General features: G+C 58.5%; 9 protein-coding genes. 4 read left to right on the forward strand and 5 right to left on the reverse strand.

The window, feature by feature from the left end; all coding sequences use genetic code 11:
* Nucleotides 1-32 precede the first annotated feature (32 nt).
* Both ABD903_RS08045 and ABD903_RS08050 read left to right on the forward strand, forming a co-directional pair.
* On the forward strand, nt 33-278 hold the full coding sequence (locus tag ABD903_RS08045) for a hypothetical protein (protein WP_345222942.1): 246 nt from the start codon (nt 33-35) through the stop codon (nt 276-278).
* Nucleotides 278-1,537 (forward strand): hypothetical protein, encoded by a 1,260-nt coding sequence (locus ABD903_RS08050; RefSeq protein ID WP_345222944.1) that lies wholly within the window; start codon nt 278-280, stop codon nt 1,535-1,537. The genes ABD903_RS08045 and ABD903_RS08050 overlap by 1 nt, the downstream gene beginning before the upstream one ends.
* On the opposite strand, the gene ABD903_RS08055 is transcribed toward ABD903_RS08050, so the two are convergent.
* Both ABD903_RS08055 and asnS read right to left on the reverse strand, forming a co-directional pair.
* Nucleotides 1,527-2,066 (reverse strand): DUF6642 family protein, encoded by a 540-nt coding sequence (locus ABD903_RS08055; RefSeq protein WP_345222945.1) that lies wholly within the window; start codon nt 2,064-2,066, stop codon nt 1,527-1,529. The two genes, ABD903_RS08050 and ABD903_RS08055, sit on opposite strands and share 11 nt — an antisense overlap.
* Nucleotides 2,067-2,134: 68 nt before the next feature.
* Nucleotides 2,135-3,535, reverse strand: coding sequence for an asparagine--tRNA ligase (asnS, locus tag ABD903_RS08060; protein WP_345222946.1), 1,401 nt, complete (start codon nt 3,533-3,535; stop codon nt 2,135-2,137).
* Between the two features lie 210 nt (nt 3,536-3,745).
* Here asnS and rpoN point away from each other — a divergent pair, with 210 nt between their 5' ends.
* On the forward strand, nt 3,746-5,323 hold the full coding sequence (rpoN, locus tag ABD903_RS08065) for an RNA polymerase factor sigma-54 (protein WP_345222948.1): 1,578 nt from the start codon (nt 3,746-3,748) through the stop codon (nt 5,321-5,323).
* Nucleotides 5,324-5,396: 73 nt separating this feature from the next.
* Here the strand turns inward: rpoN and ABD903_RS08070 are convergent, their stop codons facing one another.
* Both ABD903_RS08070 and ABD903_RS08075 read right to left on the reverse strand, forming a co-directional pair.
* Complete coding sequence (locus ABD903_RS08070; protein ID WP_345222951.1) at nt 5,397-8,288, reverse strand: T9SS type A sorting domain-containing protein; 2,892 nt, start codon at nt 8,286-8,288, stop codon at nt 5,397-5,399.
* 287 nt (nt 8,289-8,575) lie between these two features.
* Nucleotides 8,576-11,146, reverse strand: coding sequence for a T9SS type A sorting domain-containing protein (locus tag ABD903_RS08075; RefSeq protein WP_345222953.1), 2,571 nt, complete (start codon nt 11,144-11,146; stop codon nt 8,576-8,578).
* A gap of 205 nt (nt 11,147-11,351) precedes the next feature.
* On the opposite strand from ABD903_RS08075, the gene ABD903_RS08080 reads away from it, so the two are divergent.
* Complete coding sequence (locus ABD903_RS08080; protein WP_345222955.1) at nt 11,352-11,984, forward strand: phosphatase PAP2 family protein; 633 nt, start codon at nt 11,352-11,354, stop codon at nt 11,982-11,984.
* A gap of 79 nt (nt 11,985-12,063) precedes the next feature.
* On the opposite strand, the gene ABD903_RS08085 is transcribed toward ABD903_RS08080, so the two are convergent.
* Nucleotides 12,064-13,446 carry an FAD-dependent oxidoreductase gene (locus ABD903_RS08085; RefSeq protein ID WP_345222957.1) on the reverse strand — a complete coding sequence of 461 codons (1,383 nt, stop codon included), beginning with the start codon at nt 13,444-13,446 and terminating at the stop codon, nt 12,064-12,066.
* Nucleotides 13,447-13,730: the final 284 nt, after the last annotated feature.

A 13,730-nucleotide genomic window follows, 5' to 3' on the forward strand; every position in this document is an offset into this window, starting at 1 on the left:
TTTCTTTCCTTTGTTGTCATCCTACATCTGCCATGGCTGCTTACCGTCCCATCAGCTGCGTTTTCTACGACGAGTTAGAGTCCCGCGCCACTCTGCGTCAACCCTGCGCCATTGTGTACCGAGTTGGCGGTGAGGGCACTGAGGCCACAACACACGGCGTAATCGATACGCTCTACATCCGCGACAAGGTGGAGTACCTGCGCCTGACCGACGGCTTCGAGCTGCGGCTTGACTGGCTCGTGTCGGTAGACGGGCGGCAGCTCGACGCCTACTGCTAATGCGCCACCCAGCAGGTTTCACGCCCCGGCCGACTGCGGCACAGGTCGCTCTGTTCGGTCTGCTGTTCGCAGGGCTTGTGGCGCTAACCTTTCCCCTTGGGCACCGCAGCGACGTGGGCTACTGGACCGACTGGGCCAGTCACATGCACCGGCACGGCTTAGGCAGCATTTATCAACGCTCCGATAACAGTTACAACCCCCTGTACCACTATCTGTTGTGGCTGTACGGGGAAGCGGCCGGCAGCCTGGAAAACATCCGGCAGTACCGCCATTACCTGAAGCTGCTGGTGCTGCCCTTCGATGTGGCGGGCGCGCTGCTGGCCGCCTCGCTGGTGCCCGAGCGCAACCGCCGTTTTGGCTGCGTGCTGCTTCTGTTGCTGAACCTCGGCTACGTGTACAACACCCTGGTGTGGCAGCAAATTGATGCCATCTACACCTTCTTCGCGTTTGCGGCCGTTGTAGCGGCGTTGCGGCAGCGGCCGGTAATCAGCCTGCTGGCGTTTGTGCTGGCGCTGAACACGAAAACGCAGGCCGTTATTTTCCTGCCGCCGCTGCTGTTGCTATGGCTGCCGCTGTGGTTTCGGCAGCCAATAACGCTGGCGAAGGCAATCGGCGCTGCGGCGTTGGTGCAGCTCTTATTGCTGGCACCGTTCATCTGGGGACCCAGCGGCAACTACCTCGGCACCATCATCCGCAACAATTTGCAGGCCACCAGCTTCCTGCCCACGGTTTCCCAGAACGCCTTTAACTTCTGGCACCTGCTGCTGCACCGGCCCGACATTAACAGCATCTCCGATTCGGTGGAATTTGCGGGCCTCTCCTACCGCGCCTGGGGCCTGCTGCTGTTCTGCTTCGCCTCGTTTCTCACGCTGCTGCCGCTGCTGCTCCTGACGCTGCGCCAACTGCGGTTTCGCGTAGAGCCGCCCGTTTCTTACCCGCAGATGGTGCTGCTGAGCTGCGGTGTCATTCCCATTCTCTTCGCCTTCTTCAACACCCAAATGCACGAGCGGTACTGGCACGCCGCTATTCTGTTTCTAGCCGCACACGCCTTTCTGAGCCGGCGGTACACGATTTACGTGCTGGCCTCGGTGGCATACTTACTGAACTTAGAAGCCATTTTGGGTGCTTTTCACCCGCTCGGCCAGGATTTTCTGGTGTTCAAACCGCGCGTGGTGGCGTTGCTGTTTGTGGGGGTGATGCTGCTTGCGGGGAAGGAGAACCTCAGAAATTGGAGACGTATTTTTAAAGCTATCTGTTAGTAACGAATCCTAATTCTTCGAAAGGGCCAGTTGCAATTTTGTGCATCTTATTCATAAAGTCACCTACTCGCGAATAATTAAGCCAGTTAATCAAGTATAGGTAGTCAAAAGCGGTACTTAAGTGCCAGTCAATTGTCCTGCAAAAGCCAGACACTGCACTGACACCTGTCAACTGGATGAATGAATCTACTTCGTTCTGATTCCTAAAAACCGAACAACTGCCAAAATGCACAACTCGTCCTTTCCACCGATATCCAATCTTCTCTCCTAATTCTGTTAAACTTAGTGGATGCCCCCCAATGTGAATCTTACCAGAAGAACCGTGTAAAGCAAAATAGACAAGGTCAATACTTGTATAGTTGGATACCTTTTCAATATTAAAATCAAGCTCCTCAACAGTGTTACAACTTCTATGAAAGTGCTTTGCTGGTTGACCTGATGCTTTAGTAGCTAATTCTAAAATTGGCGAAACAGAACGTGAACCTTGCCAATCCTCCCAATCATTTTCGATGCAGACTAATTTTTTCATCCTGCAACATAACAAAAAAGCGGCCCTACAAGTGGCCGCTTTTTTGTTGATTACAGCATTACGCAGCCCTAAAACTCCGCGCTGCGTGGAAAACGCGGGAAGGGAATAACGTCCCGAATGTTGGCCATGCCCGTCACGAACAGCACCAACCGCTCGAAGCCCAGGCCGAAGCCGGCGTGCGGGGCCGAGCCGAAGCGGCGCAGATCCAGGTACCACCACAGGTCTTCTTCGGGCACGTGCATTTCCTGCATGCGCTGCTGCAGCTTCTCCAGGTTTTCCTCGCGCTGCGAGCCTCCGATGATTTCGCCGATGCCCGGGAAGAGCACGTCCATGGCGGCTACGGTGCGGCCGTCCTCGTCGAGCTTCATGTAGAAGGACTTCACCTCCTTTGGGTAGTTGGTCAGGATAACCGGCTTCTTAAAGTGCTTTTCCACCAGGTACCGCTCGTGCTCCGACTGCAAATCGGTGCCCCAGTCCACGGGAAACTCGAACTTCTGCTTGGCCGATTTCAGGATTTCTATCGCCTCGGTGTAAGTCAGGCGCTGGAAGTCGTTTTCCACCACGAATTGCAGGCGGCCGAGCAGCTCTTTGTCGTAGTGCTCGGTGAGGAACTTCAGATCGTCCTGGCACTTCTCCAGGGCGTAGCGCACGAGGTACTTTAGAAAGTCCTCGGCCAGGTCCATGTTGTCCTGCAGGTCGAAGAAGGCCATTTCCGGCTCAATCATCCAGAACTCGGCCAAGTGGCGGGCCGTGTTGCTGTTCTCGGCCCGGAACGTGGGGCCGAAGGTGTACACTTTGCCCAGTGCCATGGCGGCAATTTCGCCTTCCAACTGGCCCGATACCGTGAGGTTGGTGGCCTTGCCGAAGAAATCCTGGCTGTAATCCACCTGACCGGCCTCGTTGAGCGGCGGGTTTTGCTCGGGCAGCGTGGTTACGCGGAACATCTGGCCGGCGCCTTCGGCATCGGAGCCCGTGATGATGGGCGTGTGCACGTAAAAGAAGCCGTTGTCGTTGAAGTACTGGTGTACCGCAAAAGCTAGTGCATGGCGCAGGCGCAGCACCGCCCCAAAGGTGTTGGTGCGGGGGCGCAGGTGGGCTATTTCTCGCAGGAATTCCAGCGTGTGCCCTTTCTTCTGCAATGGGTAGGTGGTGGTATCGGCCGAGCCGTACACCTCAATGTCGGTGGCTTGAATTTCCACCGTCTGGCCCTTGCCCTGCGAGGCCACCAGCGTGCCGCGAATGGCCACAGCCGCGCCGTTTTCCACGCCGTCGGCTTTCAGCTTCTCTTCCGGGAAGGTTTCGGCGTTGGCAACTACCTGAATGCTATTAATGGTCGAGCCGTCGTTTACGGCAATGAACTGCACAAACTTGTTGCCGCGGCGGGTGCGTACCCAGCCTTTTACCAGCACTTCGCGGTCCAGCTCCTGGCTGGCAAGCAGTGCGGCTACGCTTGATCTTCTGACGGACATTGGCTTACCGATGGGATTGAGCCAGCAAAAATAGGCGGCCCGGCCCGAGAAATTGCGTACTCGGTTATTGTTACTGCAGTTGTGTGGGCCTATGGCCTGCAATAGCACTTAATTACGACCAACCTTTCGGCCCCGAACGAAGTACACAAACGGCTATCTTTGGCCAAAGCCTCCACCGCTTTTCAGCCGCCGCCGCACGCGTTTTTTGCTATGCAACGACTTGACATGAAACAACTTCTCTCGCAGAAGTTGTCACCCCAACAAATACAATTCATCAAGCTCCTCCAAATTCCCACGGCGGAGCTGGAAATGCGCATCAAAGAGGAGCTGGAAATGAATCCGGCCCTGGAAGAAGGCGACGCCGAAGAGGCCGACATGGCCGATGACGACGCCGACGACGAGTTTGGCGACGATGCCGACGACACAGCCGACGAACCCGTGGAGGGCGAAGAGTACGACAACGAGGAAAACATCCTCGATGAGGACTACGAAGAGCCCGCCGAACCCGAAATAGAGCTGCCCAAGGAAGAAACCGCCGAAAGCGCCGAAAATTCGGACGACCTGGACATTGGCGACTACCTCGACGACGACGAAATAGCCGGCTACAAGATGCAGGGCGACACCGGCGGCGACGAAGAAGAGCGCGACATGCCCCTAGCCGACACCGGCTCCACGCTCATCGACTCGCTGTTCGAGCAGTTGCGCTTCCTCGACCTCGACGAGCGGCAGGAAGCCATTGGCGCTCAGCTCATTGGCTCCATCGACGCCGACGGTTACATCCGCCGCGACCTGTCGGCCATTGCCAACGACCTGGCCTTCTCGCAAAACATTGAAACCACCGAGGAGGAAATAAACCAAGTACTGCGCCTGATTCAGACGTTCGACCCGGCTGGCATTGGCGCCCGCGACCTGCGCGAGTGTCTGTTGCTGCAGCTTGACCACCGCCCGCACGACGAGGTTGTGGAAAACGCTCAGCGCATTCTGGAAGACACCTTCGAGGAGTTTACCAAGAAGCATTACACCCGCATTCAGCAGAAGCTGGATCTGGAAGACGACGAGATTAAGGAAGCCATCAACCTCATTCTCAAGCTCAACCCTAAGCCTGGCGGCTCCGGCCCCACCGGCGGCGGCCGGGTGCAGTACATCATCCCCGACTTCATTCTGACCAACGACAACGGCGAGCTGAGCCTGACCCTGAACGCCCGCAACGCGCCCGACCTGCGCGTGAGCCGCGACTACCAGGAGATGTTTCAGGCCTACGACAAGGGCGCCAAGAAGGACAAGAAGCTGAAGGAAGCCGTAACCTTCGTGAAGCAGAAGCTGGACGCGGCCAAGTGGTTTATCGACGCCATTAAGCAGCGTCAGAACACGCTGTTGCGCACCATGGACTCCATCGTACGCTACCAGCACGAGTTCTTCCTCGACGGCGACGAGAGCAAGCTGCGCCCCATGATTCTGAAGGACATTGCCCAGGAAATTGGCATGGACATCAGCACCGTGAGCCGGGTGGCCAATTCCAAGGCCGTGCAAACCGAGTTCGGTATTTACCCGCTGAAGTACTTTTTCTCCGAAGGCATTGCCACCGATTCGGGCGAGGACGCTTCCAGCCGCGAGGTAAAGCACATTCTGAAGGAAATCATCGAAGCTGAGGACAAGCGCCGCCCGCTGTCCGACGACAAGCTGGAGAAGATGCTCAACACCCGCGGCTACAACATTGCCCGCCGCACCGTGGCCAAGTACCGCGAGCAGCTGAACATTCCCGTAGCCCGCCTGCGCAAGGAATTGTAAAGCCACCCATTCAAACCGTAACGCCCCGCTTCTTTGGCAGAAGCGGGGCGTTACGGTTTTGGGCTGCTCGGTTTTAGCGGCGCGTTACCCGCTGCGAGCTGGTACGGCCGTCGGTAGTGCGTACCGTAAGCACGTAAGAACCGGAAGCCAAGGTAGGAACGCGCACAGGCAGCTCCAGCTGCCCGCTGGCTTGGGTGGTAAACACTGTGCGGCCTTGCATATCGGTTAGGCTAATGCGCACGGCCTCGGCGGGAACCTGGCGCAGCTTCACGGTGAAGGAGCGGTCGAAGGGCACCGGATAGGCACCCACCAGCAGCGGAGCCGTAGAAGAAACGACGGTGGCGTTGGCTACCGTGGAATAGGTGAAGGTGCCGTCGTTATCGAGCATGCGCAGGCGGTAGGTGTAGCTACCGGGCGCCGCCGTGGCATCCAGATAAGAGTAGTCCAGTCGATTGGCCGACTCGCCGGCCGCCGCAACCGCTCCGATTTTAGCAAAGGGCTTGCCGGCAGCGGCGCGTTCTATTTCGAAACTGCGGGTATTTTGCTCGGTGGCCGTTTGCCAGTTCAAGGCCACTCCGGCCTCGGTAGCGCGGGCCCCGAACTTCACCAGTTCCACGGGTAGCGGCAATCGGGTAAGGGCAAATATGTTCGACGTGAACACACCCCGCCCGTGCGAGGCGGCTACCACCGCTTTGTCGCCGGGGCGGTAGCGGAGCATGCTCACGCGGGTGTTCATGGTTGCGTAAAGCGACGGCTGCCAGTCAGTGGTAGCGCCGGAGAAGGCATCGGTGCTGTACACGCCCATTTCGGTGGCCAGCAGGGCCCGGGTAGTATTGCGCGGATCGAACAGGGCCCAGCGTACCGGCATGTCGGGCAGGTTGCCATCCAAGGCAGTCCAGGTAGTGCCGCCGTTGGTGGTTTCCAATACGTTGGTAATACCGTAGTTGCTGTAGGTAACCAGCAAGTGGCTCTCGGTGGCTGGATCGATGGCCACGCACGACACCGACGTGCCGGCCGTTCCGGTGCGAATAAGGGTTACCGTGGGCGTTGTCGTGTGGGCGTTATCCACCCGATACACCTTGCCCGCGTTGGTACCCACGTAAATGCGGTTGTCGGTCAAAGGCGAAACCGTAACGTGCGTTACCCGGCCGGCCCCGGCACCCAAACTGGGGTTGATGGTAGCGGCGTTGGCTACGCTGGTGGCGGTAGTGGCATTTGTCCAGGCCAGGTACGTGTCGGTGTTATGCGCCGCGTACAGAATATTGGCCCGGCTGTCGTAATCGAAGGGGTTGATGAACGAGCCGTTAGTGGTCAGATTGAACGTGGTGTATGAAGTCCAGGAGTTGCTGGTACGGCGGTATTGGTTATATACGTAGCTGCTGAACTGGATATTGCCGTTGTCCTGGTCGATGGCGCAGAAACCACCGTCGCCCCCGGTTACTTCCACCGAAGCACCCAACCCAGCCGTGCTCAGGCGTTGCGTGCCGTTATCCTGCGCCCCGGCCAGAAAAAAGTTATAGTTGGTGGGGTGCGCCGTAACGGCGTAGAACTGAGTTACATTCAGTCCGTTGTTGCGGTTGGTGAGGGCAGGAATAGTATTGCCGGCCGTGGTAGTGGAGAAAAAGCCGCCATCGTTACCAAAATAGGCTTTCGAACCCGAACCCGGCTGAAACACAATGGCATGCTGATCGGCGTGCACGTTCTGGAAAGTAAACCCACCATACCAATGGGTTACCTGCTGCCAGGATACGGTACTGGCCGTAGCGGCTCCGGCGTTCGAAGTTTTAAAAATATCAATGCCGCCCACAAACAACGTGTTGGGGTCTGTCGGCGACACGGCAGCTGTTAAATCGTACCAGGCCTGCCCGCGTGTAAAGTCGGTGCCAACACCGGGGTCGGCATCTACGGGCCGTGGCAACGTTTGCCAGGTAGCCCCTCCATCCATAGAACGGTAGATGTTAAGGAGCGCATTGTTGGTGCCAGCGAACAGCGCGTACACGCGGTTGGCATCCGAGGGGGCGCAGGCCAGTTCAATGCGGGTAAACCCCGTAGTGGGCAAACCCGAGGTGGCTATATCGTTGAGCTTGGTCCAGCTGCCCGCATCTCCGGAAGCGGAGCGGTAAATGCCATCGGTTGTGAACAGGCCGGAGCTGGCGTAAACCGTGCCATCGGCGGCTATTTCGATGTCGGCAACGCGGGAAACCGGTAGTACCCTTACCCAACTTGCCCCGGCATCGGTGCTGCGGTACACGCCGCCCAAACCCGAGCCACGCGTTGCCGCATAAACGTTTTTGGTGGTGGGGTGCACCATCACTTTCTGCACGTACTCGAAATTGGCATTGTTGGTACTGGCCAGTTGCGCCCAGGAGTTTCCCCCATCGGCCGACTTCCAGATACCCATACCCCGGATGGCATCGACATTAAAAAAACCCTCACCGGTGCCGGCGTACATCACCGTGGGGCTGGTGCCCGGCGTGTAGGCCAGGCTTGACACAGCGAGGGTGCTGAAGAACCGATTAACATTGGTCCACTGAAAGTTAGCCGCCGTAGCATTCGTAATTTTCCAGAGCCCACCACCTGCCGCACCGGCCCACACCGTGTTGCCGGTGGCGTCATTGGGGTCCACCATCAGCGTACGCAGGCGGCCGGCCACGTTGGATGGCCCGCGCTCCGTCCACACAGCATAGGCCAGGCTACCGGTGGTGGCGCGCTGCTGAGCCTGCCGGGCCACGTATTCCTCGTTAAACTGATAGGCTGCCAGTAACCGCTCCCGGGGCACGGTACCGGTGTTCGGGTCACGGGTAAGCTCCGCGTCCTGCTCCATGGCGAGGTCGGGCTGGTCGGGGCGCTCCTCGGCCGTTTCCAGCTTTGGCGGGTTGGCGTTTCCGCAGGCTGCAATTACGCTTGCGGCGGCTACCTGCAAAAACAGGTTCGCAATACGGTTCCAGGAGTACGTTTGCTTCATGAAAAAGAACAGGGTACAATTCAGCAATTAGTACAAGAATACTACGTAGCTAGCCATATCAACCAGTCAACCCAGCCGATTACCTGAAGATTCAAAATAAATAATAGCTAACTACTATTATTTCAACCTAAAGCTCTTTCATGCTGATGCTTACCTGCTTTAACATGTACCCCATTCGTGGTATAGTTATAAGTAACAAGCAGATGATCAGTCTGAAACGCACACGGGTTCGGCCGGCACAAAGTACCAACCGAACCCGTGTGTGCTTAGGCCTACTGCCTGAGATGTTACTTGTGTACCACGCGGCGGGTAGCTGTTTCGCCGCCACCCGTAACGGTTAGCACATAAGTACCAGCGGCCAGGCTGGCTGGGGTAGCTACGCGCAAAGTGCGGCCGGCAGCTGCCACCGTAGTTGCCAGCACTTTACGCCCCATCATATCGGTTAGCGTAACCGCGGCGCGGCCCGTTACGGCCCGGCCCAGCTCCACGTTCAACTCGCGGTCGAAGGGGTTGGGGTAGGCGCTGCTAATGAGCGTCGAAGAAAGCTTGGCAGCCTTGGTATTCGAGGTGATTACCGCCATGATATCGGAGGTAAACAAGCCACGGCCGTGCGTAGCGGCTACCACCATGCGGTCGGGGGTAATGTGCAGCATGGTCACGCGCACGTTCACCGGGCCGTTATCGGCAGCCGTCCAAACGGTGGTATTGCCGTTGAGCTGCTCCGTAGAGTACACGCCCATTTCGGTAGCCAGCAGGGCACGGTTCCGGTCAGTCGGGTCAAACAAAGCCCAGCGCACCGGCATGTCGGGCAGGGTGCCTTCCACACTGGTCCACGTGTCGCCGGCGTTTACCGATTCGAATACGCTGGCGGTGCCGTAGTTGGAGTACGTGACCAGCATGTGGGCTTCGTCGTTGGGGTCGATGGCAATGCACGACACCGAAGTACCCGTGGAGCCCGAGCGCAGCGTGGTAACAATGGGCGTGGTGGTGCTGGCGCTGTCTACGCGCAGCACGCGGCCGGCACTGGTACCAATGTACACGCGGTTGCGCACCGTTTTCGATACCATGAAGTGCGTGGGCGTACCCACGCCGGTGCCCAGGCTACGCGGCGTGGCCGAGGTAGTGCCCGAGGTGTTGGCGTTCAGCCAAGCCACGTAAGTATTAGCGCCGTACGAGGCGTACAGGGTCTTCAGACGGCTGTCGTAGTCGCAGGAGTTGATGAACTGCCCGATGGTGGAGCTGATATTGAAACTGGTAAACGAGGCGCCGCCGTTAGTCGAGCGGCGGTACTGGTTGTACACGTAGCTGCTAAACTGAACGTTCGGGTTGATTTGGTCGATGAAGCAAAAGCCGCCGTCGCCGCCCGTAGCCGTAGTAGTATTGCCTAGGCCAGGCTGCGTAAACCGCTGCGTGCCGTTGTCCTGCGAACCGGCCAAGAAGTAATTGGCATTGGTCGGGTGCGCGGCCACCGCGTAAAACTGCGTAACATTCAGGCCGCGGTTGATGGCAGCGAAGGTGGGCGCGTTGCCGCCGTTGGTTTGAGAGGCATTGCGCGAAACGAACACCCCGCCGTCGTTGCCGAAAAACGCGAGGTCGTTGGTGGCCCCGAACACAATGGCGTGGTGGTCGGCGTGCACGAAGTAAGGCGAGGTGCTGCTTACGTTCCAGGCCGATTCTTTTTCCCAGGTAACGGCCGTGGCTACCGTATCGGCGTTTTTGGTGCGGTAAATATCCAGGCCACCCACGTACAGCAAGTCGGGGTCGGTGGGCGCAACGGCCGAAATCAGGTTGTACCAAGCCTGACCGTTAGTAAAGTCAAACGTAGGGTTGGTGGCGGTAGAGCCGGGGCGCTTAATGGCCACCCACGTGTCGCCTTTGTCCGAGGAGCGGTACACGTCGAGCAAGCCGTTGCCGGTGTTCTGGAAAACGGCGTACACGCGGTTGGCATCGGAAGGAGCACAGGAAATTTCGATGCGGCGGTAGCCCGTGCTGGGCAGGCCCGAAGTAGCCACGTCGTTCAGTTTAACCCAGCTGCCCAGGTTACCGGTGGTGGAGCGGTACAGGCCATCAGTAGTAAACAAGCCCGCCGATACGAACAGGGTATTGTCGGCCGCCAACTCAATGTCGGCAACGCGCGTGCTGGCCAATACCAGCGTCCAGCTGCCGCCGCCGTTTTGGCTGCGGTACAGGCCCTCACGCGTGGCGGCGTACACATCGTGGGTTACGGGGTGTACCACCATTTTCTGAACGTACTCAAACGCAGGCGTGGCCGTGCTGCGCAGCTGTGCCCAGGTAGCCCCGCCGTTCGACGATTTCCAGATGCCCGCGCCGCGTGCGGCATCGGCGTTGAAAAATCCTTCGCCGGTACCGCAGTACAGGTTGGTGGTGCCGGGGTCGGCGGCTACAGCCGTTACGGCTAGGTTGGTGAGGAAGCTGTTTACGCTTTGCCACTGGGGCACAGCCGCCAACGCATTAGTGGTTTTCCAGAGGCCGCCACCGGCAGCTCCGGCCCACAGCGTGTTACCGGAAGGGTCGTTGGGGTCGAGCAACAACGAGCGGATACGACCGGCTACGTTGTTGGGTCCGCGCTCCGTCCAGGTAGCGGTTGATAAGGCATTGCCGGAACGACGGGCCTGGCGTTGCGCCTCGTTGTAAGCGTAAGCTGCCAGTAGCCGCTCCCGGGGCACGGTGCCGGTGCTAGGGTCGCGGGTGAGTTCCGCGTCCTGCTCCATGGCCAGGTCCGGGCGGTCCGCTTTGTCAATCATCTTTTTGCCCGACTCGTCTCTCTTCACCTTAACCACCTGCACGAGCTTCTCTCGGGCTTCCGGGGTCATGGTATCCGTTTCGGCGCTACTCATGCGCCATGCCCCGAAACCAGCACTTGTAAGTGCCAGCAGCCCAATCAATGGGCGTTTAAACCTTGTAGAAAACTTCATAGACAAGTGAAAATGTGAGGAAACCCGGCAACACGCCTATAAGACATATCGTTCGGCGAACGGATGCAAAAGCGCAGGCTTAAATATACAATAGACTGTAATTTGGTCCCAACTTAGTTCAATTTTCATGCAGCCACTGCGTTTGCTTGCCCAAGGATTATCGGTGGTTTTGCACCCGCTGGCCGTTCCTACCTATTTAGTGGCCTTACTGGCCTTTGGGCTTCCGGCAGGTGTACTAGGCCTGGCAGCTTCCGCACGGGGGCCACTGGTTGGGTGGGTGGCGTTGTTCACATTCGTGTTGCCGGCACTGGGCACCTTGCTGCTGGTGTGGTTAGGTGTGGTAAACTCAGTTGAGCTGGCCGACCGCCGCCAGCGCCCCTTACCTCTCACGCTGGCGGGCATGGGCTTCCTCGCCGCAACGCTTGCGGTTCGTTTTACACCTCGTTTTCACCATGCCTTGCTGGTGCAGGTATTGGCTGGCATCACGCTCGCCCTGCTCTGCACGTTGCTCATCACCTTTTGGTGGAAAATTAGTGCCCACGCCGTGGGAATGGGCGGCGCAGTGGGCTTGCTGTTGCTTTTGCAAGAGGAGTTGTTCCCTACCCAAACGGCGGTAGCAGGCTGGGCCGCCGCCGCAACTATGCTGGCACTGGCGGTTGCCTGGGCCCGGTTATGGCTTCGGGCGCACACGCCGGCTCAGGTGGCAGCCGGTTTCGCACTCGGAATTGGAGCTGCGCTGGCGGGCAAGGCCGTGCTCTGAAGTAGGGCACAAATAAACCCGCCGGCGCAGGCGCACCGACGGGTTTATATACCTTCTGAAATCTGATTAGCCGCGGCTACTACTGGCGGACAGCTACCCGGCTTTCCATTTCCTGCTGCACCAGCTCCTGCACCTCGGGCCGGTCGTAGTCGTCGAGCTCCTGAATGTGGGGCATGAGGCGGGCCATGATGGCGTCCTGCCGTTGGCCGTTAGCCCAAGCCTCGTGGTAGGGCGTGTGCGAAAATGTTACCTGCGAATACAGCGGCAGCCACTGGTCGGGAAACTGGGCCGAAATTTTGGCTTCCACTTTTTTCTGCAGCAAAAAGCGCGGGTCGGCTACCCGGTCGCGCATTTCCACAAAGTTGTACACCGCCAGGTCGGCAATGGCATCGGCATTGGGCTTGCGCTGGTGCTGAAAGGCCTCGAAAATGGCCTCCCAGTTGTTGCCGTGTTCCTGCATGAGGTGGTCGAGGGCGGTGCAATCTTCGAAGCCCGCATTCATGCCCTGCCCGTAAAAAGGCACAATGGCGTGCGAGGCGTCGCCCAGCAGCAGCACAGCGTCGCTAAAGGCCCACGGAAAGCACTTTACCGTTACAAGCGAGGCGGTGGGGTTGTGGAAAAAGTCCTCTACCAGCTCCGGCATCAAGGGCACCGCATCGGGAAACACCCGCCCGAAGAAGGCCTGCACGTCGGCTGAGGTTTTCAGTGTCTCGAATGACTCTTCGCCTTTGAAGGGGAAAAACAAAGTGCAGGTGAACGAGCCGTCCAGATTGGGCAGGGCAATCATCATGTACCGGCCCCGGGGCCAGATGTGCAACACGTTTTTCTCCAGCTGCCAGCCGCCGTCGGCCGCGGGAGCAATGGTCAGCTCCTTGTACGCGTATTCGAGGTACGACTGCGAGTAATCGAAACGGTCGGTTTTCTGCAGGGCGCCGCGCACAGCCGAAAAGGCGCCGTCGGTGCCAAACAGGTGCCCAAAGCTTACCTGCTGCTCGTGCCCGGTGGTGGTGTCGCGCAGGTGCAGCTGCCGCTCGCGCAGGTTTACATCGAGGCACTGCTGCTGAAAGCGCACCGTTACATTGGGCTCGGCCTCGGCCAGTTCCAGCAAGCGGCGGTTCAGCCCGCCCCTCGACACGGAATAAATGGCTTGTCCCGGCTTGCCGTAAGGTTGGTGGGTAAGGTTTCCTTCCGCATCGTGCATCACGCGGCCGTACATGGGAATGGCCACTTCGCGCACGGCATCGGCCACGCCCACACCTTCCAGGGCCCGCCAGCCACGGTCAGACAAGGCCAGGTTAATGGAGCGCCCGGCATCGGCTCCGGCACGGCGCGGGTCGCTACGCCGCTCGTACACCTCTACGGTGTGGCCGCGGCGGGCCAGGTACAGGGAAAGCAACGACCCAACCAAACCAGCACCCATAACGGTGAGGGGCTTGGCGGAAGCAACAGGGGGAAAAGACATAAGGTGTAAACCGCTTTATACGCACGGCCAGCGGCCCTAATGTAAGGCCTTTGCCTCAGCTATGCTCGGCGTGATTTCAGAACCATTGAGCGAGCCGTACAATCCGTTCGCATAAAATTTCTATTTCCTGAAAGAGCACAAGATACTTTTGAAGCTTTCAGGTATTTAATAAGATATAACCCCCTCCCAATGTTTACCTCCGGTCAATCTTCCCTGTATGTAGCTGAGTCTGGCGCCGCTGTATTGGCTGGCGCAGCTACCCGCCCATTCGTTGCTTACCTACC

Origin of the sequence: Hymenobacter koreensis (assembly GCF_039541855.1) — a bacterium.
GTDB classification, from domain to species: Bacteria; Bacteroidota; Bacteroidia; order Cytophagales; family Hymenobacteraceae; genus Solirubrum; species Solirubrum koreensis.

Coding starts and splice junctions, on each gene's coding strand:
- ABD903_RS08050 (WP_345222944.1), top strand. CDS start 278: ATGCGCCACCCAGCAGGTTTCACGCCCCGGCCGACTGCGGCACAGGTC.
- asnS (WP_345222946.1), bottom strand. CDS start 3,535: ATGTCCGTCAGAAGATCAAGCGTAGCCGCACTGCTTGCCAGCCAGGAG.
- ABD903_RS08045 (WP_345222942.1), top strand. CDS start 33: ATGGCTGCTTACCGTCCCATCAGCTGCGTTTTCTACGACGAGTTAGAG.
- ABD903_RS08075 (WP_345222953.1), bottom strand. CDS start 11,146: ATGAGTAGCGCCGAAACGGATACCATGACCCCGGAAGCCCGAGAGAAG.
- ABD903_RS08055 (WP_345222945.1), bottom strand. CDS start 2,066: ATGAAAAAATTAGTCTGCATCGAAAATGATTGGGAGGATTGGCAAGGT.
- ABD903_RS08080 (WP_345222955.1), top strand. CDS start 11,352: ATGCAGCCACTGCGTTTGCTTGCCCAAGGATTATCGGTGGTTTTGCAC.
- ABD903_RS08085 (WP_345222957.1), bottom strand. CDS start 13,446: ATGTCTTTTCCCCCTGTTGCTTCCGCCAAGCCCCTCACCGTTATGGGT.
- ABD903_RS08070 (WP_345222951.1), bottom strand. CDS start 8,288: ATGAAGCAAACGTACTCCTGGAACCGTATTGCGAACCTGTTTTTGCAG.
- rpoN (WP_345222948.1), top strand. CDS start 3,746: ATGCAACGACTTGACATGAAACAACTTCTCTCGCAGAAGTTGTCACCC.